The organism is Kineococcus halophytocola (assembly GCF_041276425.1).
Classification (GTDB): Bacteria; Actinomycetota; Actinomycetes; order Actinomycetales; family Kineococcaceae; genus Kineococcus; species Kineococcus halophytocola.
In genome coordinates this window covers 92,291-115,797 of record NZ_JBGFTU010000002.1, presented here as the reverse complement: position 1 = coordinate 115,797, position 23,507 = coordinate 92,291, and the positions used below count along the sequence as shown (strand labels likewise).

Here is a 23,507-nt window from a genome sequence, read left to right as displayed (position 1 = left end):
TAGGCTGAGCGGCGTGAGCGTCCTCCGCATCGTGCTGCAGGTGATCCTCGCGATCTCCAGCCTGTTCCTGACCCTGCTCATCCTGCTGCACAAGGGCAAGGGGGGCGGCCTGTCGGACATGTTCGGCGGTGGCGTCACCACGAGCCTGTCGGGGTCGAGCATGGCCGAGCGGAACCTCAACCGCTTCACGATCACGGTCGGTTGCGTCTGGTTCGCCACCGTCGTGCTGCTCGGCCTGGTCGAGCGCTTCACCCACGAGTTCTGAGGAGACGACCGACGTGGCAGGTGGCAACGCCATCCGGGGCAGCAGGGTCGGCGCCGGCCCCATGGGCGAGGCGGAACGGGGCGACACCGCGCCCCGCGTCCGCATCTCGTACTGGTGCGCGAACGGGCACGAGACCAAGCCCAGCTTCGCCGAGGAGTCCGGGGTCGAGCCGCCGGAGACGTGGGACTGCCCGCGCTGCGGCTTCCCCGCCGGCACCGACCGGGCCAACCCCCCGGCCCCGCCGAAGAACGAGCCCTACAAGACGCACCTCGCCTACGTGAAGGAGCGCCGCTCCGACGCCGACGGCGAGGCCATCCTCAACGAGGCGCTGGACTCGCTGCGGGCGCGCGGTCTCATCCGCTGAGCCCCCCCCGCACCGAGCACGACGAAGGCCCCCCGCACACCGCGCGGGGGGCCTTCGTCGTGCTCGGTGCCGGACGACCGACCTCAGAGGTCGCCGGCCGCGGCCTCGTCGATCAGCCACAGGGTCCGCTCGGTCCCGGCCACCCCGGCGGCCGGTGTCTCGGACACGTCACCGGCGGCGACCCCCCGGGCGACGGCGGCGGCCTTCTCCGCCCCGGCGGCCACCAGCCACACCTGCCGGGCCCGGGCGATGGCCCCGAAGGTGAACGAGACCCGCAGCGGCGGCGGCTTCGGGGACTCGCGGATCCCCACGACGCTGGACTCGTCGCGCGCCAGCCCCGGGTGAGCGGGGAACAGGGACGCGACGTGCCCGTCCGGGCCCATGCCCAGCAGCAGGACGTCGAAGGCGGGGACCTCCGCCCCCTCGCCGTGCTGCAGCAGCTCCGCGGCGTACCGGGCGGCGGCCGCGTCCAGGTCGTCCCCGTCCGGACCGTCCGTGGCCGGCGGGTAGTGGACCGTCGACAGGTCCAGGTCCAGCGCGTCGAGCAGCGCGTCCTGGGCCTGCGTGGCGTTGCGCTCGGGGTCGCCGGTGGGCAGGAACCGCTCGTCGGACCACCAGAAGTGCACCCGGCGCCAGTCCACCGCGTCCCGGGTCGCGGCCGCGGCGACCGCGGCCAGGGTCCTGCCGCCGATCGTGCCGCCGGTCAGGGCGACGTGGGCGGTGCCGCGGGCCGCCTGCGCGTCGGCCAGGGCCGACAGCAGGCGGTCCGCGGTGGCCGCGGCCAGCAGGTCCGGGGTGGCGTACCGGACGACGGAGGTGCCCTCGCGGGTCACCGGTCCACCGCCGGACGCGCCGACCGGGACCCCGAGCCGGTGCTCTTCGCCGCGGTCTTCGTGGCGGTGGTCTTCTTCGCCGCCTTCGTCGCCGTCTTCGTGGCCGTGGTCCTCTTCGCGGTCCGCGACCCGGTCGTCGCCGCGACCGCCTCCTCCGCGCGGTCGGTGGCGTCGGCGGTGCGCGTGCGGGCCGAGCGGACCTGCGGGCTCTCGGACTCCGGGGCCTCCCCGGCCACGGGGGAGGAGCCGTCGGTGCGTTCCTGCTCCGGCGGGGCGCCCTTCATCTGCTCCGAGACCGCCGCCGAAGCCGCCTCGGCCGCCGCCTGGCGGGCCGCGGCGCGCCGGCTGCCGGACAGCTTCCCGGCGTGCTCGGCGTCCCGGGCCGACATGACCTTCTTGCCCACCTGGGGCAGGCCGTCGCGCAGGACCTCGCCGTAGACCTCGTCGGGGTCCAGCCGGCGCAGCTCCTCGGTCAGGCAGTCCTTGACCTGGCGGCGGGCCAGCGACAACCGCCGGTCCGGCTGACCCGGCTGGGTCAGCGTGGCGACGGTCGCGTCGGGCCGGATGAGCTCGACCGCACCGGAGGGGCGTTCCAGGCGCACGCTCTGGACCCCGGTGCCGCGGCGGGTGCGGGCCCGCACGACCGGCGCCTTGAGCTTGGCCGCGAGCCAGGCGGCGAGCAGCTCGGTGCTCGGGCTGTCCGGGGCACCGGCGACCGTGATGGAGGTGACCCGCTCGTACGGCGGCTGGTCCAGCGCCGCGGCCAGCAGGGCGCGCCAGTTCGTCAGGCGCGTCCAGGCCAGGTCGGTGTCGCCCTCGCGGTACGTCGCCCGGCGGGACTCCAGCGCCTTGGCCGGGTCGCGCGACTCCGCGGAGTCGGTGATCCGGCGCTGGGCGATGCGCCCGATCGGGTCGGCGCGCAGGTCCTCCGGCGCCGCCCCGGGCCAGTAGGCCACGATCGGCGCGTCGGGCAGCAGCAGCGAGACGATGGTGGTCTCCCCGTGCTCGACCAGCGGGCCGTACGCGCGCAGCACGATGACCTCGCTGGCCCCGGCGTCGCCGCCGACGCGGATCTGCGCGTCGAGCCGGGCCGCACCGCGCTTGTTGCCGCGGGCCAGCACCAGCACCCGGCACGGGTGCTCGCGGCTGGCCTCGTTGGCCGCGGAGATGGCGTCCTCGGCGTGCGCGTCGTCGGTGATGACGACGAGCGTCAGGACACGGCCCAGGGCCACGGCCCCGCCGGAGTCGCGCAGGTCGATGAGCGCCTTGTTGATCGCGCTCGTCGACGTGCTGGGCAGGTCGATGATCATCGCGAGACCTCCTCGGTGCCGGTCACGGTCGCCGCCACTGCCGGCCGGTGCGTTCGAGCATGGCGTCCGCCGACGGCGGCCCCCACGTGCCCGACGAGTACGGCTCGGGCCGGCCGTTCTTGGCCCAGAACGAGGTGATGGGGTCCAGGATCTTCCACGACAGCTCCACCTCCTCGTGCCGGGGGAACAGCGGCGGGTCCCCGAGCAGGACGTCGAGGATGAGCCGCTCGTACGCCTCGGGGCTGGACTCGGTGAAGGAGTGCCCGTACCCGAAGTCCATCGTCACGTCCCGCACCTCCATCGCGGTGCCCGGGACCTTGGACCCGAACCGCATGGTGATGCCCTCGTCGGGCTGGACCCGCACCACGAGCGCGTTCTGCCCGAGCTCCTCGGTGGCGGTGCGCTCGAACGGCAGGTGCGGGGCGCGCTTGAAGACGACGGCGATCTCGGTCACCCGCCGGCCCAGGCGCTTGCCGGCCCGCAGGTAGAACGGCACGCCCGCCCAGCGGCGGGTGTCGATCTCCAGCTCGATGGCGGCGTACGTCTCGGTCCGGGAGTCCGGTGCGATGCCGTCCTCGTCGAGGAAGCCCTTGACGAACTCCGAGCCCTGCCAGCCCGCGGCGTACTGCCCGCGGGCGGTGGACCGGCTCAGGTCCTTCAGGGGCCGCACGGCCGAGAGGACCTTGGCCTTCTCCGCGCGCAGGTCGGCCGCCTCGAAGGAGACCGGTTCCTCCATCGCCGTCAGGGCCAGCAGCTGCAGCAGGTGGTTCTGGATGACGTCGCGCGCCGCGCCGATGCCGTCGTAGTACCCCGCCCGGCCACCGATGCCGATGTCCTCGGCCATGGTGATCTGCACGTGGTCGACGTGGTTGGCGTTCCACAGCGGCTCGAACATCTGGTTCGCGAAGCGCAGCGCCAGGATGTTCTGGACCGTCTCCTTGCCCAGGTAGTGGTCGATGCGGAACACCGAGTCCGGGGGGAAGACGTCCTCCACGACGGCGTTCAGCTCGCGCGCGGACTTCAGGTCGTGCCCGAAGGGTTTCTCGATGACCACGCGACGCCACTGGTCCCCGTGCTGGGCGCTCAACCCGCTGCGGGCCAGCTGCTTGGCCACGACGGGGAAGAACCGCGGCGGGATCGACATGTAGAACGCGTGGTTCCCGCCGGTCCCGCGGACCCGGTCGAGGTCGGCGACGGTGGTGGCGAGCTGGTCGAACGCCTCGTCGTCGTCGAACTCCCCGGGCACGAACCGGAAACCCTCGGCGAGCTGGGCCCACACCGATTCCCGGAACGGGGTCCGGGCGTGCTGGCGCACCGAGTCGTAGACGATCTTGCCGAAGTCCTGGTCGACCCAGTCGCGCCGCGCGAAACCCGTCAGCGCGAACCCCGGGGGCAGCAGCCCCCGGTTGGACAGGTCGTAGATCGCCGGCATGAGCTTCTTGCGCGCCAGGTCACCGGTGACGCCGAACATCACCATGCCGCACGGGCCGGCGATCCGCGGGAGCCTGCGGTCCCGCGGATCGCGCAGCGGGTTCTCCGCGTGCGTCACCCGCGAGGGGCTCACCGGGCCTCTGCCTGCGTCTTCACGCGCTCCAGCTCGTCGGTGACGGTCTGCAGCAGCTCGGTCCAGCTCGCGGCGAACTTGTCCAGGCCCTCGGTCTCGAGCTGGTCGACGACCTCGGTGTAGGAGATCCCCAGGCGCTCCAGGGCGTCCAGGACCTCCTGGGACTCCCCGTAGGAGCCGCGGATCGTGTCGCCGGTCACCTCGGCGTGGTCGACGGTGGCGTCCAGCGTCTTGCCGGGCATGGTGTTGACGGTGTTCGGCGCGACGAGCCCGGTCACGTAGAGGGTGTCGGGCAGGTTCGGGTCCTTCACCCCGGTCGAGGCCCACAGCGGACGCTGGGGACGGGCCCCGGCCTCCTTGAGGACCTGCCAGCGCGGGGTGGAGAAGACCTCCTCGTAGGCCTGGTAGGCCAGGCGCGCGTTGGCCAGACCCGCCTTGGAGCGCAGGCCCTGCGCCTCCTGGGCGTGCTCGCCGCCGACGTCCTCGAGCCGCTTGTCGATCTCGGTGTCGACGCGGGAGACGAAGAAGGAGGCCACCGACTCGATCGTCGAGAGGTCGTGGCCGTTGACCTTGGCCTGCTCCAGACCGGTGAGGAAGGCCTGCATGACGGCGCGGTAGCGGTCCAGGGAGAAGATCAGCGTGACGTTGACGCTGATGCCCTCCGACAGCGCGGTGGTGATGGCGGTCAGGCCCTCGACCGTCGCGGGGATCTTGATGTAGAGGTTCTCGCGACCGACCGCGGTCCAGAGCTGGCGGGCCGACTCCTCGGTCTTGGCGGTGTCGCGGGCCAGGCGCGGGTCGACCTCGAGGGAGACGCGGCCGTCGAGGCCGTCGGTGCGGTCGAAGACCGGCTTGAGCACGTCGCAGGCGCGCCGGACGTCCTCGGTGGTGATCTCGAAGACGGCCTTCTCGGTGTCGGCGCCGGCGGCGACGAGCTCGGAGACCTGCTCGGTGTAGCGGTCGCCCTTGGACAGGGCCGTCGCGAAGATCGTCGGGTTGGACGTGACGCCCAGGACGCCGAGGTCGACGAGGCGCTGCAGCTCCCCGCCGTCGGTCAGCTCGCGGGACAGGTCGTCCAGCCAGACCGAGACGCCGTTCTGGCGCAGGGCTTCGAGGTTGGTGCTGGTGCTGGTGGTGTCGTTCACGGGGTGCTCCGTTCCTTCGTCCACGGGGTGGGTGGGCGCCGGGACGGCGCCCGCACGAGGTCCCGGGGGCCCGCGGTGCGGGCCCCCGGGTGGTGCTCACTGCAGACCGGTGAGCGATTCCTTCGCCGCGGTCACGACCGCGGTGTCGGTCAGGCCGAACTCGCGGTACAGGTCCTGGTAGTCCGCCGAGGCGCCGTAGTGCTCGATGGAGACCGAGCGACCGGCGTCACCGACGATGCCCTCCCAGCCGAAGGCCAGGGCGGCCTCGACCGAGACGCGGGCCTTGACCTGCGGCAGCAGGACGGTGTCGCGGTAGGCCTGGTCCTGCTCCATGAACCACTCGCGGCACGGCATCGACACGACGCGGGTGGGGATGCCCTCCGCCTCGAGCTTCTCGCGGGCGGCCACGGCGATCTGGACCTCCGACCCGGTCCCGATGAGGATGACCTGCGGGGTCGCGGCCGAGCTCTCCACGAGCGTGTACGCGCCCTTGGCCACGCCGGAGGCCTCGCCCCAGCCGTCCTGGGAGCGGTCGAACGTCGGCAGGTTCTGGCGCGACAGGGCCAGGCCGGCCGGGCGGTCGGTGTGCCCCAGGACCGTGCGCCAGGCCCACGCCGTCTCGTTGGCGTCGCCGGGGCGGACGACGTCCAGGCCCGGGATCGCGCGCAGCGCCGCGAGGTGCTCGATCGGCTGGTGGGTCGGGCCGTCCTCGCCCAGGCCGATGGAGTCGTGCGTCCACACGTACGTCACCGGCAGGCGCATGATCGCCGCGAGGCGGACCGCGGGGCGCATGTAGTCGCTGAAGACGAGGAACGTGCCGCCGTAGGGGCGGGTGCCGCCGTGCAGGGCGATCCCGTTGAGGATGGCGCCCATGGCGTGCTCGCGGATCCCGAAGTGCAGGGTGCGGCCGTAGAGGTTGCCCTCCCACGTCTTCGTCGTGCGGCTCTCCGGCAGGAAGCTCGGCTCGCCCTTCATCGACGTGAGGTTGGACTCGGCCAGGTCGGCCGACCCGCCCCACAGCTCCGGCAGGGTCGAGGCCAGGGCGTTGAGCACCTCGCCGGAGGCCTTGCGGGTGGCGATGGACTTCCCGGCCTCGAACACCGGCAGGGCGTCCTCCCAGCCGGCGGGCAGGGTGCGGGTGCGCATGCGGTCGAACAGCTCGGCGCGCTCACCGGCGCCGGCGTGCCAGGCGTCGAAGTCCTGCTGCCAGGCGGCGTGCTCGTCCTTGGCCCGCTCGCGCAGGGCGCGGGTGTGGGCGATGACGTCGTCGGCCACCGCGAAGTCGGCCTCGGGGTCGAACCCGAGCAGCTCCTTGGTGGCCTTGACCTCGTCGGTGCCCAGGGCCGAGCCGTGCGACTTGCCGGTGTTCTGGGCGTTCGGCGCCGGGTAGGCGATGATCGTGCGCAGGACGATCATGGACGGCTTGGACGTCTCGGCCTTGGCGGCCTCGATCGCCGCGTGCAGCCCGGCGACGTCCTCGGTGTACTCGCCCTCGCCGCCGTTGGTCCAGTCGATCGTCTGGACGTGCCAGCCGTAGGACTCGTAGCGCTTGCCGGTGTCCTCACCCAGGGCGATGTTCGTGTCGTCCTCGATGGAGATGTGGTTCGCGTCGTAGATGACGACGAGGTTGCCCAGCTCCTGGACCCCGGCGATGGCCGAGGCCTCGGAGGTCACGCCCTCCTGGATGTCCCCGTCGGAGGCCAGCACGTAGACGTGGTGGTCGAACGGGCTGGTGCCGGGGGCGGCGTCGGGGTCGAACAGGCCGCGCTCGCGGCGGGCGGCCATGGCCATCCCGACCGCGGAGGACAGGCCCTGGCCCAGGGGGCCGGTGGTCATCTCCACACCGGCGGTGTGCCCGTGCTCGGGGTGGCCGGGGGTCTTCGAACCCCACTTGCGCAGCGCCTTGAGGTCGTCCAGCTCCAGGCCGTACCCGGCCAGGTACAGCTGGATGTAGAGGGTGAGGCTGGAGTGCCCGCAGGAGAGCACGAACCGGTCGCGGCCGACCCAGTCCGGGTCGGCCGGGTCCTGCCGCAGCATCTTCTGGAACAGCAGGTAGGCCACCGGGGCCAGGCTCATGGCCGTACCCGGGTGCCCGTTGCCGGCGCGCTGCACGGCGTCCATGGCCAGGACGCGGACGATGTCGACCGCCTTCGTGTCGAGTTCGCTCCACTCGAGGGGCTGGCTCACGTGTCTCCTCCCGTGCGAACCAGCTGACCGCCCAGCGCCCGGATGGCGGTGGGGGACCGGCCGTTGGTCCGCTCTGTCGTCTTCCGTCGCGGCCGGGACCGTGCTGTTCTGGTCCGGTGTCCGAGGCGTTCTCTGTAGTGACGCTCCGTGACCATCGCGTGGGACGGTGTGGAGCGCGTCACCTGTGGTGAGCCTACTCGCACGGGGTTCGGGCGCAGCCTGGCAGGGGTCCGGGGCCCGCCAGCCGGCCGTGACGGGCCGGCGACGGGCCGGTGACGCGCCCGCGACGCCCTCCCGGGTACGACAGCGCGTAGCAGAGGCGTAAGCTCAGGGCTGCCCGTCGTCACCTCGCCCTGAGGACACTGTGACCGTCGCCGACCCGCGTCTCTCCGACGCCCCCGCGCACTCCCGGACCACCCTGCTGGGCCGGCGTCGCGGTGGGCGCCCCCCGCGCTTCCCCCGGGTCGCGGCGTACGTCGCCCTGACCAAGCCGCGCATCATCGAGCTGCTGCTCATCACGACGATCCCCGTGATGATCTTCGCCGCCGGCGGGCTGCCCCCGGTGCGGCTGGTGCTGACGACGTTCGTCGGCGGGGCGCTGGCCGCCGGCTGCGCGAACACGCTGAACTGCTACTTCGACCGCGACATCGACGCCCTCATGAAGCGCACCGAGAACCGGCCGCTGGTCACCGGCGCGGTCAGCCCGCACCAGGCCCTCGTCTTCGCCGCCGTCCTCGGCCTGGCCTCCACGGCCCTGTTCGTCGCGTTCGTCAACGTGCTGTCGGCGGCCCTGGCCGTGGGCGCGATCCTGCTCTACGTCGTCGGGTACACGCTGCTGCTCAAGCGCCGCACCTCCCAGAACATCGTCTGGGGCGGGGTCGCGGGGTGCATGCAGGTCCTCATCGGCTGGACGGCCGTGACGGGCTCGCTGAGCTGGGCGCCCTTCGTCCTGTTCGGGGTCATCTTCCTGTGGACCCCGCCGCACTACTGGCCGCTGTCGGTGCGCTACCGCGAGGACTACGCCAACGCGGGCGTGCCCATGCTGCCGGTCGTGGCCAGGCCGACGACCGTCTCGCGCCAGGTCGTCGCCTACACCGTGGCGATGGTCCTGTGCTCGCTGCTGCTCGTCCCGCTCGGCGGGGCCGGGGTCGTCTACGGCCTGGCCGCCCTCGCCCTCGGGCTGGCCTTCCTCGGCCAGACGATCGGCCTGCACCGGCGTGCCTCCCGCTTCGAGCGCGAGACCGGCGGCCGGGACGCGGGCACGCTGGAGCAGCTGCGGCGCATCTCGCCCATGGGCGTCTTCCACGGCTCGATCACGTACCTGACGCTGCTGTCGGTGGCCGTGGCCGTCGACCCGTTCCTGCGGATCTCCTGGCCCTTCTGAGGCCCCCTGGCGAGGAGGGGGCCGCGCCGGCGCCTCCCGAGGCCCGTCAGCGGCCGAGGAGCAGGTGGTCGTCCGGGCCGTGCGGGGCCGGCACCCGCTCCTCGCGCCAGCGGCCGGGCCCGAACACCTCCCCGGCCACGGTCCGCCAGAACGTGCCCGCGCCCGCGTTGGCGTGCTGGAACCCCACGCGCCACGGCCCCGGCCGCGAGCGCAGCACGGTCACGGCCAGCGCCCGGCCCACCCCGTCGCGGCGGGCACCGACGGCGACCCACAGCGCGGTGAGCTCGTGGGCACCGGACGACGCCTCGGCCACCGCGAACCCGACCGGGGCGTCCCGGCCCGTGCGCGGGTGGGGCCGCCAGGCCAGGACGGCACCGTGGACGTCCTGCGGCGCCGTGGGCATCCCGGCGGTCTGGTAGCGCCCGTCGGCGTACGGCAGGGCGCCGGTGAGCGCCGCGAGGTCGTGCCGGAAGCACTGCCACAGCCACGCCAGCGCCGGCAGGTCGCCCGCCGTCGCGGGCCGCACGTCCACGGCTGCCACCCCGCTCACCGCCGCCGGTCGCGCACGGTGAGCGCCAGCGAGGCCAGCGCGGCGAGGACGGCCAGGGCCCACCACGCGCTGCGGGAGTAGACCGTCCCGCCGGCGTCGGCGCCGCCGGCGGTCAGGACCACCCACAGCACCAGCAGCGCCCCACTGGCCAGCGCACAGCCGATCGTGGCCGGGGCGCGCCGGCGCCCGGTGAGGGCCAGGACGACCGCGGCGAGCACGACGAGGACCCCGAGGGCCAGCACGGCCAGCCCCAGCACCGGTGCGCTCACTCCCAGCGGAACCACCGCGCGCAGGCCAGGCCGCCGGCCAGGGCCCACAGGGCCAGCACGAGGAGCGGTCCGAGCGCGAGCGTGCCGGCGCCCAGGGCCTCGCGCAGCGCGGTGCCCAGGGCGGCCGAGGGCAGCGCGTCGCTCACCGGGGCCAGGGGGGAGGGCAGCACGAGACCACCGCCGGCCAGCAGCAGCACCCAGACGAAGTTCGCCGCGGCCAGCGTCCCCTCGGCCCGCACGGTGCCCGCCAGCAGCAGCCCCAGGGCGGTGAAGGCCGCGACGCCGAGCAGGACGGCGGGGACGGCGAGCAGCAGGCGGCCCGAGGGCGACCAGCCCAGCGCGCCTGCCAGGGCGCCGAGCACGAGGACCTGCACGAGGACCAGGGCCAGCACGGCCAGGACCTTGCCGGCCAGCAGCCCGCCGCGGCCCAGCGGGGAGGTCGCCAGCAGCCGCAGGACCCCGTTGCGGCGGTCGAAGCCGGTCGCGATGGCCTGGCCCGTGAAGGCGGTGGACACGACGGCCAGGGCCAGCACCCCGCCCAGGGCCAGCGCGGGCCGGTCCCCGGCCCCCAGGTCCAGGGAGGTGACCCGGGTGAGGGCCACGAGGACCAGGGCCGGCAGCAGCAGCGTCAGCAGCAGCTGCTCGCCGTTGCGCAGCGCGATCGTGGCCTCGAAGCGGGCCTGGCGCAGCACGCGCCGGGCGAAGGGGGCCGCGGCCCCGCCGGGGGTGAAGTCGAGCCGGCCGGGGCCGTCCGCGTCGGTGTCCTTCGTCAGGGGCGCGCTCACCGCAGGGTCCTCCCGGTCAGGTCGAGGAAGACGTCCTCGAGGGTCTTGCGGACCGGGCCGATGCCTTCGGCCAGGACGTCGTGGGAGGCGCACCAGCTCGTCACGGTCGCCACCACCCGGGGGTCGACGTCGACGCCGGTGACGGCGTACCGGCCGGCCTCGGCCTCGCTGACGTCGGCCCCCACGGGCAGGGCGCGGGCCAGGTCCTGCGTCGGCAGACCGGGCCGGGAGCGGAACGTGAGCGAGGCGGGCCCGGCGGTCAGCTCCGCGGGGGTGCCCGTGGCCACGACGCGGCCGTGGTCGACGACCACGACGTCGTCGGCCAGGCGCTCGGCCTCCTCCATGAGGTGGGTGGTCAGCACGACGGCGACCCCGGCCGCGCGCACCTCGCGCACGACGTCCCAGACCGCCAGGCGCGCCTGCGGGTCCAGGCCCGCGCTGGGCTCGTCGAGGAAGACCAGCTCGGGCCGGCCGACGAGCGCGCACGCCATCGCCAGTCGCTGGCGCTGCCCGCCGGACAGCCGCCGCACCCGGGTGCGGGCGAAGGAGGTCAGGCCCAGCCGCTGCGACAGCGCGCCCAGGTCCAGGGGGTCGGTGTGCAGGGCGGCCACGTGCCTCAGGGCCTCGCGGGCCGAGACCCCGGTGGGCAACCCGGAGTCCTGCAGCATGACCCCCACGCGCGGGCGCAGGGCGCCGGCGCCGGCGACCGGGTCCAGGCCCAGGACCCGGACCGTACCGGAGTCGGCGCGCTGCAGCCCCTCGCAGATCGCGACGGTGGTCGTCTTGCCCGCCCCGTTGGGGCCCAGCAGTGCCGTGACCCGGCCGCGGGCGGCGGTGAAGGACAGCCCGTCCAGGACGGCGGGCCCGGCGCCGAAGGCCTTGCGCAGGTCGCGGACCTCGACGGCCGCGGCCGCGCGACCGTCAGTCGCCGTCGCGGGGGAGGGGGAGCCGAGCGCCACGAGGGGTGAGTCTACGAGGGCGGTAGTAGCGCGGCCGACCGCTCCGGCGGGGGTGGTTCCGGCCGCGCGGCGCATTTAGGTAACATGGACGTTGTGGAAATGGTGAGGACAGCCTCACCGGGACGCCCCGCCGCCCCGGTGGGTGAGGCGCTGCCCACCTCCGGGCCCACCTCCGGGCCCACCCCCGGGCCCACCCCCGGGCCCACCCCCGGCGCGGAGGAGGCGGGCACCCGTACCCGCGTGCGCACCACGGTCGCCGAGCTCGGGCCCGTCACCGCCGCCCGCCTCGCCGACCTCCTGGGCCTCAGCGGCCCGGCGGTGCGCCGCCACCTCGACGCGATGGTCGCCGAGGGGGTCCTGCAGGTGCGCGAACCGCGCCCGGAGGCCCGCCGCGGCCGCGGCCGCCCCGCCAAGGAGTACGTCATCGGCTCGGCCGGGCACGACGACCTGCCCGCCGGGTACGACGAGCTGGCGCTGACGGCCCTGCAGTACCTGGCCGAGGCGCTGGGCCCGCAGGCCGTCACCGACTTCGCCCGCCGCCGGTTCGCCGGCCTGGAGGAGGCGCTGGCCGGTCTGGACGGTTCGCTGCCCGAGCGGGTCGACGCCCTCGTGCGGGCCCTGGCCGACCAGGGGTTCTCGGCGAGCTCGCGGCCGGTGGCCCGGGGAACAGCCGCCGAGGGCGTCCAGTTGTGCCAGGGGCACTGCCCCGTCCAGAAGGTCGCCGAGGCCTTCCCGCAGCTGTGCGAGGCCGAGCGGCGGACCTTCGAGACCGTCCTCGGCACCCGGGTCCAGCGCCTGGCGACCCTCGCCCACGGCGACCACGTCTGCACGACGTTCGTCCCCCTCGAAGCTCTCCACCCGCACGAACCCCCGCACGACCACCCGCACGCCCCCCAGCACCACGACCAGCACCACGACCAGCACGCCACGGAAGGACGACGACTGTGACCGACACCGTGTCCGAGACCCCGACCACCGCGGGCCCGCCCGAGCTCGAGGGCCTGGGCAAGTACCAGTACGGCTGGGCGGACTCCGACTCCGCCGGCGCGTCGGCCCGTCGCGGCCTGTCCGAGGACGTCGTGCGCGACATCTCGGCGAAGAAGAGCGAACCCGAGTGGATGCTCGCGCTGCGCCTGAAGGCGCTGCGGATGTTCGGCCGCAAGCCGATGCCGGACTGGGGTTCGGACCTCACCGGGATCGACTTCGACAACATCAAGTACTTCGTGCGGTCGACCGAGAAGCAGGCGACCAGCTGGGACGAGCTGCCCGAGGACATCAAGAACACCTACGACCGGCTCGGCATCCCCGAGGCCGAGAAGCAGCGCCTCATCGCCGGCGTCGCGGCCCAGTACGAGTCCGAGGTCGTCTACCACCAGATCCGCGAGGACCTGGAGGAGAAGGGCGTCGTCTTCGTCGACACCGACACCGGCCTGCGCGAGCACGAGGAGCTGTTCAAGGAGTACTTCGGCAGCGTCATCCCCGTCGGGGACAACAAGTTCGCCTCGCTGAACACCGCCGTGTGGTCGGGCGGGTCGTTCATCTACGTGCCGCCGGGCGTGCACGTCGACATCCCGCTGCAGGCCTACTTCCGGATCAACACCGAGAACATGGGCCAGTTCGAGCGCACGCTCATCATCGCCGACGAGGGCTCCTACGTGCACTACGTCGAGGGCTGCACCGCGCCGATCTACCAGTCCGACTCGCTGCACTCCGCGGTCGTGGAGATCGTCGTGAAGAAGAACGCCCGCGTGCGGTACACGACGATCCAGAACTGGTCGAACAACGTCTACAACCTGGTGACCAAGCGCGCCACGGCCGCCGAGGGCGCGACCATGGAGTGGATCGACGGCAACATCGGCTCCAAGGTCACGATGAAGTACCCGGCCGTCTACCTCATGGGCGAGCACGCCAAGGGCGAGACGCTGTCCATCGCCATGGCCGGTGAGGGCCAGCACCAGGACGCCGGCGCCAAGATGGTGCACGCCGCCCCGCACACCGCCAGCTCGATCGTCTCCAAGTCGATCGCCCGCGGCGGGGGCCGCACGTCCTACCGCGGCCTGATCCAGGTCCTGGAGGGCGCGCACCACTCCGCCTCCACGGTCCGCTGCGACGCGCTGCTGGTCGACACGATCTCCCGGTCGGACACCTACCCCTACAACGACATCCGCGAGGACGACGTCGTCATGGGGCACGAGGCCACGGTCTCGAAGGTCTCCGACGACCAGCTCTTCTACCTCATGAGCCGCGGCATGGCCGAGGACGAGGCCATGGCGATGATCGTGCGCGGGTTCATCGAGCCCGTCGCCCGGGAGCTGCCCATGGAGTACGCACTGGAACTGAACCGCCTCATCGAGCTGCAGATGGAAGGGGCCGTCGGCTGATGACCCTGGTCAACGAAGAGACCACCGCCGCCGCGCCGGGCACCCGCACCGGCACGGTCGACACCTCCGGGGCCCACACCCACGGCGGGCCGGTCGTGCCCGAGGCCTCGCGCGCGGCCCGCGCGACGTCCTTCGACGTGGCCGACTTCCCGGTCCCCACCGGCCGGGAGGAGGAGTGGAAGTTCTCCCCGCTGCGGGAGTTCGCGCCGCTGTTCGAGGTCGCCGAGCGCGCCGCCGGGAACGCCGCCGCCGTCGAGGTCACCGCGCCCGCCGGGGTCGAGCACACCACCGGCACCCCGGCCGAGGTCGGGGCCGGGACCGCGTTCGTGCCCGGGGACCGCGCCGCCGCCGCGTCGTGGAACGCCACCGACGTCGCGCACCTCGTGCGCGTGCCCGCCGAGACCGAGCTGACCGAGCCGGTCCTGGTGACCGTCCGGGGCGAGGCGGGCCGCACCAGTGAGGGGCACCTCGTCATCGAGACCGGGCACCACGCCAAGGCCCTCGTCGTGCTCTCCCACGTCGGGTCCGGCGCCCACCGCGGCAACGTCGAGGTCCGCGCCGGGGACGGCTCGGACCTGACCGTCGTCAGCCTGCAGGAGTGGGACGAGGACGCGCTGCACATCGGTCAGCACGACGTCCGCACCGGCCGCGACGCGCAGGTGCGCCACATCGTCGTCACCCTGGGCGGCAAGGCCGTGCGCGTCTCGGCGAACCTCGCCTACGCCGCCCCCGGCGGGTCCGCGACCGCCCTCGGCGTCTACTTCGCCGGGTCCGGTCAGCACTCCGAGCACCGCCAGTTCGTCGACCACACGGCCGTGAACTGCTCCAGCTACGTGGAGTACAAGGGCGCCCTGCAGGGCGCCGACGCCCACGCGGTGTGGATCGGCGACGTGCTCATCCGCGCCAGCGCCGAGGGCACCGAGACGTACGAGCTGAACCGCAACCTCGTCCTGACCGACGGGGCGCGGGCGGACTCGGTGCCGAACCTGGAGATCGAGACCGGCGAGATCGTCGGCGCCGGTCACGCCAGCGCCACCGGCCGCTTCGACGACGAGCAGCTGTTCTACCTGCAGTCGCGCGGCATCAGCGAGGAGGAGGCCCGCCGCCTGGTCGTGCGCGGGTTCTTCGCCAGCATCGTCGACAAGATCGGCATCCCCGAGGTGTCGCAGCGACTCATGACCACGATCGAGGCGCGGCTGGCCGAGGACCCCACCGCCGCCGCCCCCGCCGCCCAGCCCGTTGAGGAGAACTGAATGTCCACCCTGGAGATCCGCGACCTGCACGTGACGGTCGACGAGGCGGACGGGTCCGTCAAGGAGATCCTGCGCGGGGTCGACCTGACCATCGCCTCCGGTGAGGTCCACGCCGTCATGGGCCCCAACGGCTCGGGCAAGTCCACGCTGGCCTACTCCATCGCCGGGCACCCCAAGTACACCGTCACCGGTGGCACCGTCACCCTCGACGGTGAGGACGTCCTGGCGATGAGCGTCGACGAGCGCGCCCGCGCCGGCATGTTCCTGGCCATGCAGTACCCGGTCGAGGTCCCCGGCGTCACCGTGTCGAACTTCCTGCGGACCGCCAAGACCGCGATCGACGGCGAGGCGCCGAAGCTGCGCACCTGGGTCAAGGACGTCAAGCAGGCGATGGACGACCTGCGCATGGACTCCTCCTTCGCCGAGCGCAACGTCAACGAGCACTTCTCCGGCGGGGAGAAGAAGCGGCACGAGATCCTGCAGATGGAACTGCTCAAGCCCAAGTTCGCGATCCTGGACGAGACCGACTCCGGCCTGGACGTCGACGCGCTGAAGATCGTCTCCGAGGGCGTGAACCGCTCGCTGTCCGCGGTGTCCCCGGGCGTGCTGCTCATCACGCACTACACGCGCATCCTGCGCTACATCAAGCCCGACTTCGTCCACGTGTTCGTGAACGGCAAGGTCGCCGAGCAGGGCGGCCCGGAGCTGGCCGAGTCCCTGGAGGAGACCGGGTACGACCGGTTCCTCACCCCCGCCTGAGGAGGGCTGACACCGTGAGCGAGACCACCGCGCCGACCGGCGCTGCGAACGGCCCGACCCCGGCGGCCCTGGCCGACGTGGAGGAGGCCCTCAAGGACGTCGTCGACCCCGAGCTGGGGATCAACGTCGTCGACCTCGGTCTCATCTACGGGCTGACGGTCACCGACGACAACGTCGCGACGATCGACATGACGCTGACCAGCGCGGCGTGCCCGCTGACCGACGTCATCGAGGACCAGACCGCCCAGGCCCTCACCGACGTCGTGGCCGACCACCGCATCAACTGGGTGTGGATGCCGCCGTGGGGTCCAGAGAAGATCACCGACGACGGGCGCGAGCAGCTGCGCGCGCTCGGCTTCAACGTCTGAGCACCCCCGAAGGCCCCCGGACCCGCGTCCGGGGGCCTTCGCCGTGCCCGCCCGCGGCCGGCCGGCTCGTAGACTGACCCCACCCCTGCCCGCCCCGAGCCCCTGTGAGCTGCCCCCGTGATCGTCGCCACCGACATCGAACTCCGAGCAGGAGCGCGTCTCCTCATGGAGGGGGTGAACTTCCGGGTCGCCGCGGGCGACCGCATCGGCCTGGTCGGCCGCAACGGGGCGGGCAAGACCACGCTGACCAAGGTCCTCGCCGGGGAGGGCCAGCCCGCCTCCGGGACGGTGACCCGTTCGGGGGAGATCGGCTACCTGCCGCAGGACCCGCGCGCCGGGGACCCCGAGATGCTGGCCCGCGACCGCATCCTGGCCGCCCGCGGCCTGGACGCCGTGGTGACCAAGCTGCGCCGGGCCGAGGCCGACATGGCCAGCGAGGACCCGAAGGTCCGGGACAAGGCGATGGACCGCTACACCAAGCTCGACGCGCGGTTCGTGGCGCTGGGCGGGTACACCGCCGAGAGCGAGGCGGCCCGCATCTGCGCCAACCTCAACCTGCCCGAGCGCATCCTGACCCAGCAGCTCAAGACCCTCTCCGGCGGTCAGCGCCGGCGCGTGGAGCTGGCCCGCATCCTGTTCTCCGCCAGCGAGACGCTGCTGCTGGACGAGCCGACGAACCACCTGGACGCCGACTCCATCACCTGGCTGCGCGAGCACCTGAAGAACTACGCCGGCGGTCTCATCGTCATCAGCCACGACGTGGAGCTGCTGGAGGTCGTGGTCAACCGCGTCTTCCACCTCGACGCCAACCGCGCCACGATCGACCTGTACAACGTCGGCTGGAAGAACTACCTCAAATCGCGCGAGACCGACGAGAAGCGCCGCCAGCGCGAGCGCGCCAACGCCGAGAAGAAGGCCGGCACGCTGCTGGCGCAGGCGGCGAAGATGGGGGCCAAGGCCACCAAGGCCGTCGCGGCGCAGAACATGGCCAAGCGCGCCGAGCGCCTGCTGGACGGCCTGGAGGACGTGCGCGTGCAGGACAAGGTCGCCAAGCTGCGCTTCCCCAAGCCCGCCCCCTGCGGCAAGACGCCCCTGACGGCCGAGGGGCTGAGCAAGTCCTACGGGTCGCTGGAGATCTTCACCTCCGTGGACCTGGCCATCGACCGCGGCAGCCGCGTGGTCATCCTGGGCCTGAACGGGGCCGGCAAGACGACGCTGCTGCGGATGCTCGGCGGGGTGGAGGACCCCGACACCGGGCAGATCGTGGCCGGGCACGGGCTGAAGGTCGGCTACTACGCCCAGGAGCACGAGACGCTGGACCACGACCGCACGGTCCTGGAGAACATGCGCTCGGCCTCCCCGGACCTGGACGACACCCGCGTCCGGACGGTGCTGGGCTCGTTCCTGTTCTCCGGCGACGACGTCGACAAACCGGCCGGGGTGCTCTCGGGTGGGGAGAAGACGCGGCTGGCGCTGGCCACCCTCGTCGTCTCCAGCGCCAACGTCCTGCTGCTGGACGAGCCGACGAACAACCTCGACCCGGCCTCGCGCGCGGAGATCCTCGACGCCCTGAAGCACTACGAGGGCGCGGTCGTGCTCGTCACGCACGACGAGGGGGCCGTGGAGGCCCTGGGGCCCGAACGGGTCGTGCTGCTGCCCGACGGCGTGGAGGACCTGTGGAACGCCGGCTACGCCGAGCTGGTCGCCCTCGCCTGAGCGGTGCCCGTGGGGCCCGTTGAAACGTTCCCGCTGGTGAGCGGGGCGGCGCGGGGGTGGACCGACACGACTTCGACTGGCCAGGACGGCCCCCAGTGGTGACCATGGAGGGGTCTGGGGTCGGCGACGACGTGGGGACACGGGAGGAGGTCGAGGTGGCCGAGACGATCAAGCGCGGCACCCGGTTGAGCGGGTCGGAGCGCGAACAGCTCGCCGGTGAGCTGTCCAAGGGGTACGCGGAGGGCAAGAGCATCCGGGCCCTGGCGGAGGAGACGGGACGGTCCTACGGGTTCGTCCACCGCCTGCTCAGCGAGAACGACGTCACCCTGCGCAGCCGGGGCGGCGCGACGCGCGGGCGGGCGCGCCAGGCCTGAGGGTGCCGCGGCGCCGGGCCTGGCCCGGCGCCGCGGCGCGTCCCGGCCCACCCGGGCCGGTCCTTGCTCACAGGGACCGGTCAGTCCCGCCGTCGACGAGCAGGGAGGCCCCGGTGATGTAGCTGGCGGCCGGGGACAGCAGGAAGACCGCCGCCCGGGCGAACTCGTCGGGCAGGCCGGCCCGGCGCAGCGGGATGGTGTCCAGCAGGTCCCCGGCGAGGTCGGCGGGGTCCTCGAACTCCAGCGGGGAGCTGGCGTCGACGTGCCCGGCGAGCAGGTTGTTGATGCGCACCCCGCGCGGGCCGAGCTCGTCGGCCAGGGCCTTGGCGGCCATCGCCAGCCCCGGGCGCAGGCCGTTGGCGACCCCGGCGTCGGTCACGGGGCTGCGCGCGGTGCTCGACAGCAGCAGGACCATCGAGGCGCCCTCACCGGTGGCGGCCTTGCCGACCGAGCGGGCCAGTCGCAGCGGCCCCAGCAGGCTGGTCTCGAACGCCTCGCGCCAGGCGCCGTCGGCGGCCTCCAGGACGCTGGAGGTGGGCGGGGCGCCACAGGAGACGACGGCCCCGTCCAGGCGCCCGAACCGGGCGTTGGCGGCGGCCACCAGGCGGGTCTCGGTGCCGGGGTCAGAGATGTCCCCGGGCACCAGCAGCATCCGGGCGGGCTCGCCGATGCTGGGCGCCACCGCGGCCAGTTCCTCCTCGTCGGCGGCGTGCAGCACGAGCAGGCCCCCCTCGTCGGCGATCACCCGTGCGCAGGCCAGGCCCAGACCGGTGGACGCACCGGAGACGATGTACACGCGGTCAGTGAGGCCCAAGTCCATGTGCCCATTGTTGCGCAGAGTGCCCGATGAGACACACAGCATGATCCCGTACACCCGAACGGGCGAATCTGGGGCGGGTTGGCGGCCCTCCGGCCGGGCTCAGCGATGCTCGACCCGGGCGTCCAGCCCGGCGTCGAACCCGGCGTCCAGCTCGGCGTCCTCGGCGGCCTCGTCCAGCCCCTCGCGCCGCCGCCGGCGCCGCGGGACCGGGGTGCGGGCCGGTGCGACCGCCCCCGCCGCAGCTTCCGGGGTCCCCCCGGCCCGGCCACCGTCCGCCCTCTCGTCCGCCCTCTCGTCCGCCCTCTCGTCCACCGTCTCGTCCACCGTCTCGTCCGGTGCCCCGGCCGCCTCCTCCTGCGGCCCGGGCACCTCTCCCTCGGCGCGCGCCTGCAGTTCCCGCCGCCCGGCGACCCCCCACACGACGAGCGCGGTGAGGGCGAAGCCGAACCACTGCACGGTGTAGGCCAGGTGCGGTCCCTCGTCGACGGCGGGCCGCGGCGCCGCCAGCGGGGTCCGGTCCGGGGTAGGGCTCCCGGCCTCCAGGGGCGTCTCCGAGGCCAGCAGGGCGTACCCGTCGAGCAGGACGGGGGCATCGACGGGGGGATCGACGGGGGGATCCTGCCCCGCCCCGCCGGCGGCCCCGTCCACGGCGGCGGTGACGCTGTCGCGGGCGATGGAGGTCACCTGCCCGGCCGGGACGCGACCGCGCTTGTCGTCCTCCCACTGCCGCAGCCGGGCCACGACCGTGACCGGGCCCTGCGGCGGGGTCGGCACGGTGTCGGGACGCTCGGCGGAGGCGGTACCGGCCGGCACCCAGCCGCGGTCGACGAGCAGCGCCGTGCCGTCGTCGCGGACCAGGGGGACCAGGACCTCGTAGCCGAACTGCTCCTCGCGGGGGCGGTTGCGGACCAGGACGGTGGCCTCGGCGTCGTAGGTGCCGGTGACGCGCACCGGGGTCCAGACCGCCGCGTCCGGCACCGGTGTCCCGGCGGGCAGCACCGCCTCGACGGGGGCGGGCTCGCGGTCGTAGTTCTGCACCAGGGGGGCGTTGGTGGCCAGGCGCTCCTCGCGGCGGTGCCACTGCCAGCGGCCCAGGGCGCAGCACACGAGGGCGACCAGGACGGCCAGGGCCAGTCCCCGCAGCCACCGCGGTTCGCGCAGCAGTCGCAGCAGGCCCAGGGCCGGTGGCCGGTCCGTGCGTGCCGCTGGTCCGCTCACGCCCTCAACTGTGCCACTGCGACGACCTCGCGCAGGAAACCCCGCGTGCCCAGGAACTGCGCGAGGTGCTCGCGGTGGTCCCCGCACGCCAGCCACGTCTTGCGCCGCTCGGGGGTGTGCAGGCTGGGGTTGTTCCACAGCAGGCCGAAGTCGGCCGGGTGCGTGCACCCGCGGGCGCTGCACACCGGGTCCGAGGGTGGCTCGTGCGGGGACGTCGGCGCCGACCAGGACGTTCCCCGGGGTTCCACGCGAGGTTCCACCGCGTCAGTCTGGCACCGCGACCGCGGCTGTCCAACCCGTGAACGGCACCCACCGGGCCGGTGACCGGCCGCCGACGACCCGCCCGCACCCACCCGGTGACCCTCAGACACCGGGGCGTTGCTGCGGGCCGGAGGGACCGGGGTCGCTGGGGGACCACACGTGGGTGATCCTCGCCTCCAGCACCGGCAGGTCCTGCGGTTCGCGCGGGGCCTGGGGGGTCAGGTCGAAGGATTCCGGGGCCGGGCCGCGCGACTCGCGCCCGGCGTTGGCCAGCACCACGGCGACGTAGGGCAGGAACACCGCCCCGGCGATGAACAGCCACCGGCTCCAGTGGTCGATGAAGGCGAAGCACAGGAAGCACGCGGTGCGGATGAGCATCGACACGACGTACTTGCGGTAGCGCACGCCGAGGTCGTCGGTGTGCGAGGTGGGGGCCGCGGTGATGCGGAACGTCTCCTCGGGCCGTGGCTGGCCCGGCCGGCCGGAGGGGGAGGGGTGTGCCTGGTGACTGCGCTGGTCGTGCACCGTTCAACGGTACGCCCGGCCCCGTGGGCCGCCCACCGGAGCGGGCGTGGGATGCGTTACGTTCCCCGCCGTGACCACCACGAGCGACCCCACCGGCCCGACCGGCACCCCCGCCGCCCGGCCCGCCCGCAGCGTCCTGGTGACCGGCGGCAACCGCGGCATCGGCCTGGCCGTCGCGCAGGCCTTCGCCGCCGCCGGGGACGCGGTGGCGGTGACCCACCGCTCCGGTGAGCCGCCCGCGGGCCTGTTCGGCGTGCGCGCCGACGTGACCGACCCGGCGTCGCTGGACGCGGCGTTCGCGGCCGTGGAGGCCGAGCAGGGCCCGGTGGAGGTGCTGGTCGCCAACGCCGGCACCAACCGCGACCAGCTGCTCATGCGCATGAGCGACGAGGAGTTCGACTCCGTGCTGGACGCCAACCTGGCCGGGGCCTGGCGGGTGGCGCGCCGGGCGGTGCGCGGCATGGTCCGCGCCAAGCGCGGGCGGATCATCTTCATGTCCAGCGTGGTGGGGATGTACGGCTCCCCGGGGCAGACCAACTACGCGGCCAGCAAGTCCGGGATGGTCGGGCTGGCCCGTTCCATCGCCCGCGAGCTCGGCGGGCGCGGCATCACCGCCAACGTCATCGCCCCGGGGTTCATCGACACCGACATGACCCGTGAGCTGCCGGAGGCCACGCAGGCGCAGTACAAGGGGCAGATCCCCGCCGGCCGGTTCGGCGAGGCCGCCGACGTCGCCCGGGCCGCGCTGTTCCTGGCCGACGCCGGGTACGTCAACGGGGCCGTGCTGCCCGTCGACGGCGGCCTGGGGATGGGGCACTAGTGCCCGACCCTTCCGGTGGGCCTGCCGGTGGGCCCTCCGGGGGCCGGAAGCTGGCCGTGCTCGGGGCGGTGATGATCGTGTTCATCGCCGCGCTGGCGCTGCTGTCGACGTGGGCGCTGGACCGCGGCTGAGCCCGCTCGGTCCCGGACCGCTCAGCCCCGGGTCCCGCGTTCAGTCCAGGCCGAGGGCCTGCTCGGCCAGGTCGGCGTCCTCGACGTCCTCGCGGGTGATGCCCAGCAGCGGCAGGACCGCGTCGAGGTAGGGCACGTTGAGCGCGGCGTCGGCCTGCTCGCGCACGACCGGTTTGGCGTTGAAGGCGATCCCCAGACCGGCGGCGCCGATCATGTCCAGGTCGTTGGCGCCGTCGCCGATGGCCACGGTGCGGTGCAGCGGCAGGCCCTCGGCGGCGGCGAACTCCCGCAGGGCCGTGGCCTTGGCCGCCCGGTCGACCACCGGGCCCAGGACGCGGCCGGTGAAGCGGCCGTGGACGACCTGCAACCGGTTGGCCCGCACGTGCCCGATGCCCAGCTCGGCGGCGAGGGGGCCGACGACCTCGGTGAACCCGCCGGAGACCAGGGCCAGGGTGAACCCCAGCCGGTGCAGCGTGCGGCACAGCGTCCGCGCGCCGGGGGTCAGCTCGACCGCCGCCCGCACCTCCTGCACGACCGAGACGTCCAGGCCCTCCAGGCAGGCGACGCGCTCGCGCAGGGAGGCGGCGAAGTCCAGCTCCCCGCGCATGGCCCGTTCGGTGACCGCGGCCACCTCGGCCTCGCGGCCGGCGTGGGCGGCCAGCAGCTCGATGACCTCCTGGCGGATGAGGGTGGAGTCGACGTCCATGACGACCAGGCGCCGGCCCATCCGGGCCAGCCCGGCGGGGGAGACGGCGGCGTCCAGGCCGTGCCGGCCGGCCTCCACGGCCAGGGTGCGGCGCAGGGCCAGGACGTCGGCGGGGCTGCCGTGGGTGGACACGTCGAGCTCGACGCTGGTGACCGGTTCGGCCGACATCCGCCGGATGCGGTCGACGTTGGCCCCGGCGGCGGCCAGCACCGTCGTCACCCGCGCCACCGCCGCCGGGCGCAGGGGCGCCCCCAGCAGCGTCACGTGCAGCCGGCGGGGCCGGTCGGCGACGGGTTCGCGCGGTGCGGTGGCGCCGATCTCCAGACCCTCCAGGTCCAGGCCGGCGACCGTGGCGCGCACGGCGCCGGCGTGCGTCGTGAGCACCGAGAGGGTCAGGACCCCGCCGACGACGACCTGCTCGACGTCCAGGACCTGGGCGCCGGTGGGTTCCAGGGCCGCGAACAGCGCCGAGGTCACCCCCGGGCGGTCCGGCCCGGTGACGGTGAGGAGAACTCGGTCCGAGGTGGTGTCCGGGGCTGGGGTGGGCACGCCCGGAACCC

26 protein-coding genes are annotated in these 23,507 nt (G+C 73.8%); 12 read left to right on the top strand and 14 right to left on the bottom strand.

The genetic code is table 11. The features are described 5' to 3' along the window. The first annotated feature begins 13 nt into the window (after positions 1 to 13). Positions 14 to 265 carry a preprotein translocase subunit SecG gene (gene secG / locus AB2L27_RS02305; protein ID WP_370439850.1) on the top strand — a complete coding sequence of 84 codons (252 nt, stop codon included), beginning with the start codon at positions 14 to 16 and terminating at the stop codon, positions 263 to 265. Positions 266 to 278: 13 nt separating this feature from the next. Further along, positions 279 to 629 (top strand): RNA polymerase-binding protein RbpA, encoded by a 351-nt coding sequence (locus AB2L27_RS02300; protein WP_370439849.1) that lies wholly within the window; start codon positions 279 to 281, stop codon positions 627 to 629. A gap of 83 nt (positions 630 to 712) precedes the next feature. On the opposite strand, the gene pgl is transcribed toward AB2L27_RS02300, so the two are convergent. The 5 genes from pgl to tkt all read right to left on the bottom strand — a co-directional run bounded on the left by pgl (position 713) and on the right by tkt (position 7,668). Next, positions 713 to 1,462, bottom strand: a complete 750-nt coding sequence (gene pgl, locus AB2L27_RS02295) for a 6-phosphogluconolactonase (protein WP_370439848.1) — start codon at positions 1,460 to 1,462, stop codon at positions 713 to 715. After that, a complete protein-coding gene (locus tag AB2L27_RS02290) occupies positions 1,459 to 2,772 on the bottom strand; it encodes a glucose-6-phosphate dehydrogenase assembly protein OpcA (RefSeq protein ID WP_370439847.1) in 1,314 nt (437 codons plus the stop codon). Before AB2L27_RS02290 ends, pgl begins: the two co-directional genes overlap by 4 nt. Before the next feature lie 22 nt (positions 2,773 to 2,794). Continuing rightward, positions 2,795 to 4,336: a glucose-6-phosphate dehydrogenase gene (gene zwf / locus AB2L27_RS02285; protein WP_370439846.1), complete on the bottom strand. Its 1,542-nt coding sequence runs from the start codon at positions 4,334 to 4,336 to the stop codon at positions 2,795 to 2,797. After that, the gene (gene tal, locus AB2L27_RS02280; protein WP_370439845.1) at positions 4,333 to 5,481 is read right to left on the bottom strand and encodes a transaldolase; all 1,149 of its coding nucleotides are present in this window, start codon (positions 5,479 to 5,481) and stop codon (positions 4,333 to 4,335) included. The genes zwf and tal overlap by 4 nt, the downstream gene beginning before the upstream one ends. A 96-nt stretch (positions 5,482 to 5,577) precedes the next feature. After that, entirely contained in the window at positions 5,578 to 7,668 is a 2,091-nt protein-coding gene (gene tkt, locus AB2L27_RS02275; protein ID WP_370439844.1) for a transketolase, read from the bottom strand. Between the two features lie 364 nt (positions 7,669 to 8,032). Here tkt and AB2L27_RS02270 point away from each other — a divergent pair, with 364 nt between their 5' ends. Then, positions 8,033 to 9,052, top strand: a complete 1,020-nt coding sequence (locus AB2L27_RS02270; protein WP_370439843.1) for a heme o synthase — start codon at positions 8,033 to 8,035, stop codon at positions 9,050 to 9,052. Positions 9,053 to 9,098: 46 nt separating this feature from the next. On the opposite strand, the gene AB2L27_RS02265 is transcribed toward AB2L27_RS02270, so the two are convergent. Genes AB2L27_RS02265 through AB2L27_RS02250 form a run of 4 tightly spaced genes read right to left on the bottom strand, consistent with a single transcriptional unit; the run spans position 9,099 to position 11,615 of the window. After that, complete coding sequence (locus AB2L27_RS02265; protein ID WP_370439842.1) at positions 9,099 to 9,602, bottom strand: GNAT family N-acetyltransferase; 504 nt, start codon at positions 9,600 to 9,602, stop codon at positions 9,099 to 9,101. After that, a complete protein-coding gene (locus AB2L27_RS02260) occupies positions 9,599 to 9,871 on the bottom strand; it encodes a hypothetical protein (protein ID WP_370439841.1) in 273 nt (90 codons plus the stop codon). The genes AB2L27_RS02265 and AB2L27_RS02260 overlap by 4 nt, the downstream gene beginning before the upstream one ends. Next, positions 9,868 to 10,656 carry an ABC transporter permease gene (locus AB2L27_RS02255; RefSeq protein WP_370439840.1) on the bottom strand — a complete coding sequence of 263 codons (789 nt, stop codon included), beginning with the start codon at positions 10,654 to 10,656 and terminating at the stop codon, positions 9,868 to 9,870. The genes AB2L27_RS02260 and AB2L27_RS02255 overlap by 4 nt, the downstream gene beginning before the upstream one ends. Beyond that, on the bottom strand, positions 10,653 to 11,615 hold the full coding sequence (locus AB2L27_RS02250) for an ABC transporter ATP-binding protein (RefSeq protein ID WP_370439839.1): 963 nt from the start codon (positions 11,613 to 11,615) through the stop codon (positions 10,653 to 10,655). The genes AB2L27_RS02255 and AB2L27_RS02250 overlap by 4 nt, the downstream gene beginning before the upstream one ends. Before the next feature lie 102 nt (positions 11,616 to 11,717). Here AB2L27_RS02250 and AB2L27_RS02245 point away from each other — a divergent pair, with 102 nt between their 5' ends. From AB2L27_RS02245 to AB2L27_RS02215, 7 genes are all read left to right on the top strand, one after another. After that, entirely contained in the window at positions 11,718 to 12,563 is an 846-nt protein-coding gene (locus tag AB2L27_RS02245) for a helix-turn-helix transcriptional regulator (RefSeq protein ID WP_370439838.1), read from the top strand. A 53-nt stretch (positions 12,564 to 12,616) separates the two neighbouring features. Further along, the gene (sufB, locus tag AB2L27_RS02240) at positions 12,617 to 13,996 is read left to right on the top strand and encodes a Fe-S cluster assembly protein SufB (protein WP_370439975.1); all 1,380 of its coding nucleotides are present in this window, start codon (positions 12,617 to 12,619) and stop codon (positions 13,994 to 13,996) included. After that, positions 13,996 to 15,249 carry a Fe-S cluster assembly protein SufD gene (gene sufD, locus AB2L27_RS02235; RefSeq protein WP_370439837.1) on the top strand — a complete coding sequence of 418 codons (1,254 nt, stop codon included), beginning with the start codon at positions 13,996 to 13,998 and terminating at the stop codon, positions 15,247 to 15,249. The genes sufB and sufD overlap by 1 nt, the downstream gene beginning before the upstream one ends. Beyond that, a complete protein-coding gene (gene sufC / locus AB2L27_RS02230) occupies positions 15,250 to 16,008 on the top strand; it encodes a Fe-S cluster assembly ATPase SufC (RefSeq protein WP_370439836.1) in 759 nt (252 codons plus the stop codon). Between the two features lie 14 nt (positions 16,009 to 16,022). Further along, complete coding sequence (locus AB2L27_RS02225) at positions 16,023 to 16,376, top strand: metal-sulfur cluster assembly factor (protein WP_370439835.1); 354 nt, start codon at positions 16,023 to 16,025, stop codon at positions 16,374 to 16,376. Positions 16,377 to 16,493: 117 nt separating this feature from the next. Beyond that, positions 16,494 to 18,092 (top strand): ABC-F family ATP-binding cassette domain-containing protein, encoded by a 1,599-nt coding sequence (locus AB2L27_RS02220; protein ID WP_370439834.1) that lies wholly within the window; start codon positions 16,494 to 16,496, stop codon positions 18,090 to 18,092. 155 nt (positions 18,093 to 18,247) lie between these two features. Beyond that, positions 18,248 to 18,466: a helix-turn-helix domain-containing protein gene (locus tag AB2L27_RS02215; RefSeq protein WP_370439833.1), complete on the top strand. Its 219-nt coding sequence runs from the start codon at positions 18,248 to 18,250 to the stop codon at positions 18,464 to 18,466. A 67-nt stretch (positions 18,467 to 18,533) separates the two neighbouring features. On the opposite strand, the gene AB2L27_RS02210 is transcribed toward AB2L27_RS02215, so the two are convergent. The 4 genes from AB2L27_RS02210 to AB2L27_RS02195 form a co-directional block, all read right to left on the bottom strand. Further along, positions 18,534 to 19,286 (bottom strand): SDR family oxidoreductase, encoded by a 753-nt coding sequence (locus AB2L27_RS02210; protein WP_370439832.1) that lies wholly within the window; start codon positions 19,284 to 19,286, stop codon positions 18,534 to 18,536. Positions 19,287 to 19,385: 99 nt separating this feature from the next. After that, positions 19,386 to 20,504: an SURF1 family cytochrome oxidase biogenesis protein gene (locus tag AB2L27_RS02205; protein WP_370439831.1), complete on the bottom strand. Its 1,119-nt coding sequence runs from the start codon at positions 20,502 to 20,504 to the stop codon at positions 19,386 to 19,388. Continuing rightward, positions 20,501 to 20,752 carry a hypothetical protein gene (locus AB2L27_RS02200; RefSeq protein WP_370439830.1) on the bottom strand — a complete coding sequence of 84 codons (252 nt, stop codon included), beginning with the start codon at positions 20,750 to 20,752 and terminating at the stop codon, positions 20,501 to 20,503. The genes AB2L27_RS02205 and AB2L27_RS02200 overlap by 4 nt, the downstream gene beginning before the upstream one ends. A gap of 115 nt (positions 20,753 to 20,867) precedes the next feature. Then, on the bottom strand, positions 20,868 to 21,290 hold the full coding sequence (locus AB2L27_RS02195) for a DUF3099 domain-containing protein (RefSeq protein ID WP_370439829.1): 423 nt from the start codon (positions 21,288 to 21,290) through the stop codon (positions 20,868 to 20,870). Between the two features lie 70 nt (positions 21,291 to 21,360). On the opposite strand from AB2L27_RS02195, the gene AB2L27_RS02190 reads away from it, so the two are divergent. Both AB2L27_RS02190 and AB2L27_RS02185 read left to right on the top strand, forming a co-directional pair. Then, complete coding sequence (locus tag AB2L27_RS02190; protein WP_370439828.1) at positions 21,361 to 22,110, top strand: SDR family oxidoreductase; 750 nt, start codon at positions 21,361 to 21,363, stop codon at positions 22,108 to 22,110. After that, positions 22,110 to 22,241: a hypothetical protein gene (locus AB2L27_RS02185; protein WP_370439827.1), complete on the top strand. Its 132-nt coding sequence runs from the start codon at positions 22,110 to 22,112 to the stop codon at positions 22,239 to 22,241. Before AB2L27_RS02190 ends, AB2L27_RS02185 begins: the two co-directional genes overlap by 1 nt. Before the next feature lie 40 nt (positions 22,242 to 22,281). On the opposite strand, the gene serB is transcribed toward AB2L27_RS02185, so the two are convergent. Continuing rightward, complete coding sequence (gene serB, locus AB2L27_RS02180) at positions 22,282 to 23,496, bottom strand: phosphoserine phosphatase SerB (RefSeq protein WP_370439826.1); 1,215 nt, start codon at positions 23,494 to 23,496, stop codon at positions 22,282 to 22,284. Positions 23,497 to 23,507 lie beyond the last annotated feature (11 nt).

Excerpts from the sequence above, each read along its gene's own strand:
- AB2L27_RS02290 (WP_370439847.1), bottom strand. The coding sequence starts at position 2,772 with ATGATCATCGACCTGCCCAGCACGTCGACGAGCGCGATCAACAAGGCG.
- sufD (WP_370439837.1), top strand. The coding sequence starts at position 13,996 with ATGACCCTGGTCAACGAAGAGACCACCGCCGCCGCGCCGGGCACCCGC.
- sufC (WP_370439836.1), top strand. The coding sequence starts at position 15,250 with ATGTCCACCCTGGAGATCCGCGACCTGCACGTGACGGTCGACGAGGCG.
- AB2L27_RS02210 (WP_370439832.1), bottom strand. The coding sequence starts at position 19,286 with ATGGACTTGGGCCTCACTGACCGCGTGTACATCGTCTCCGGTGCGTCC.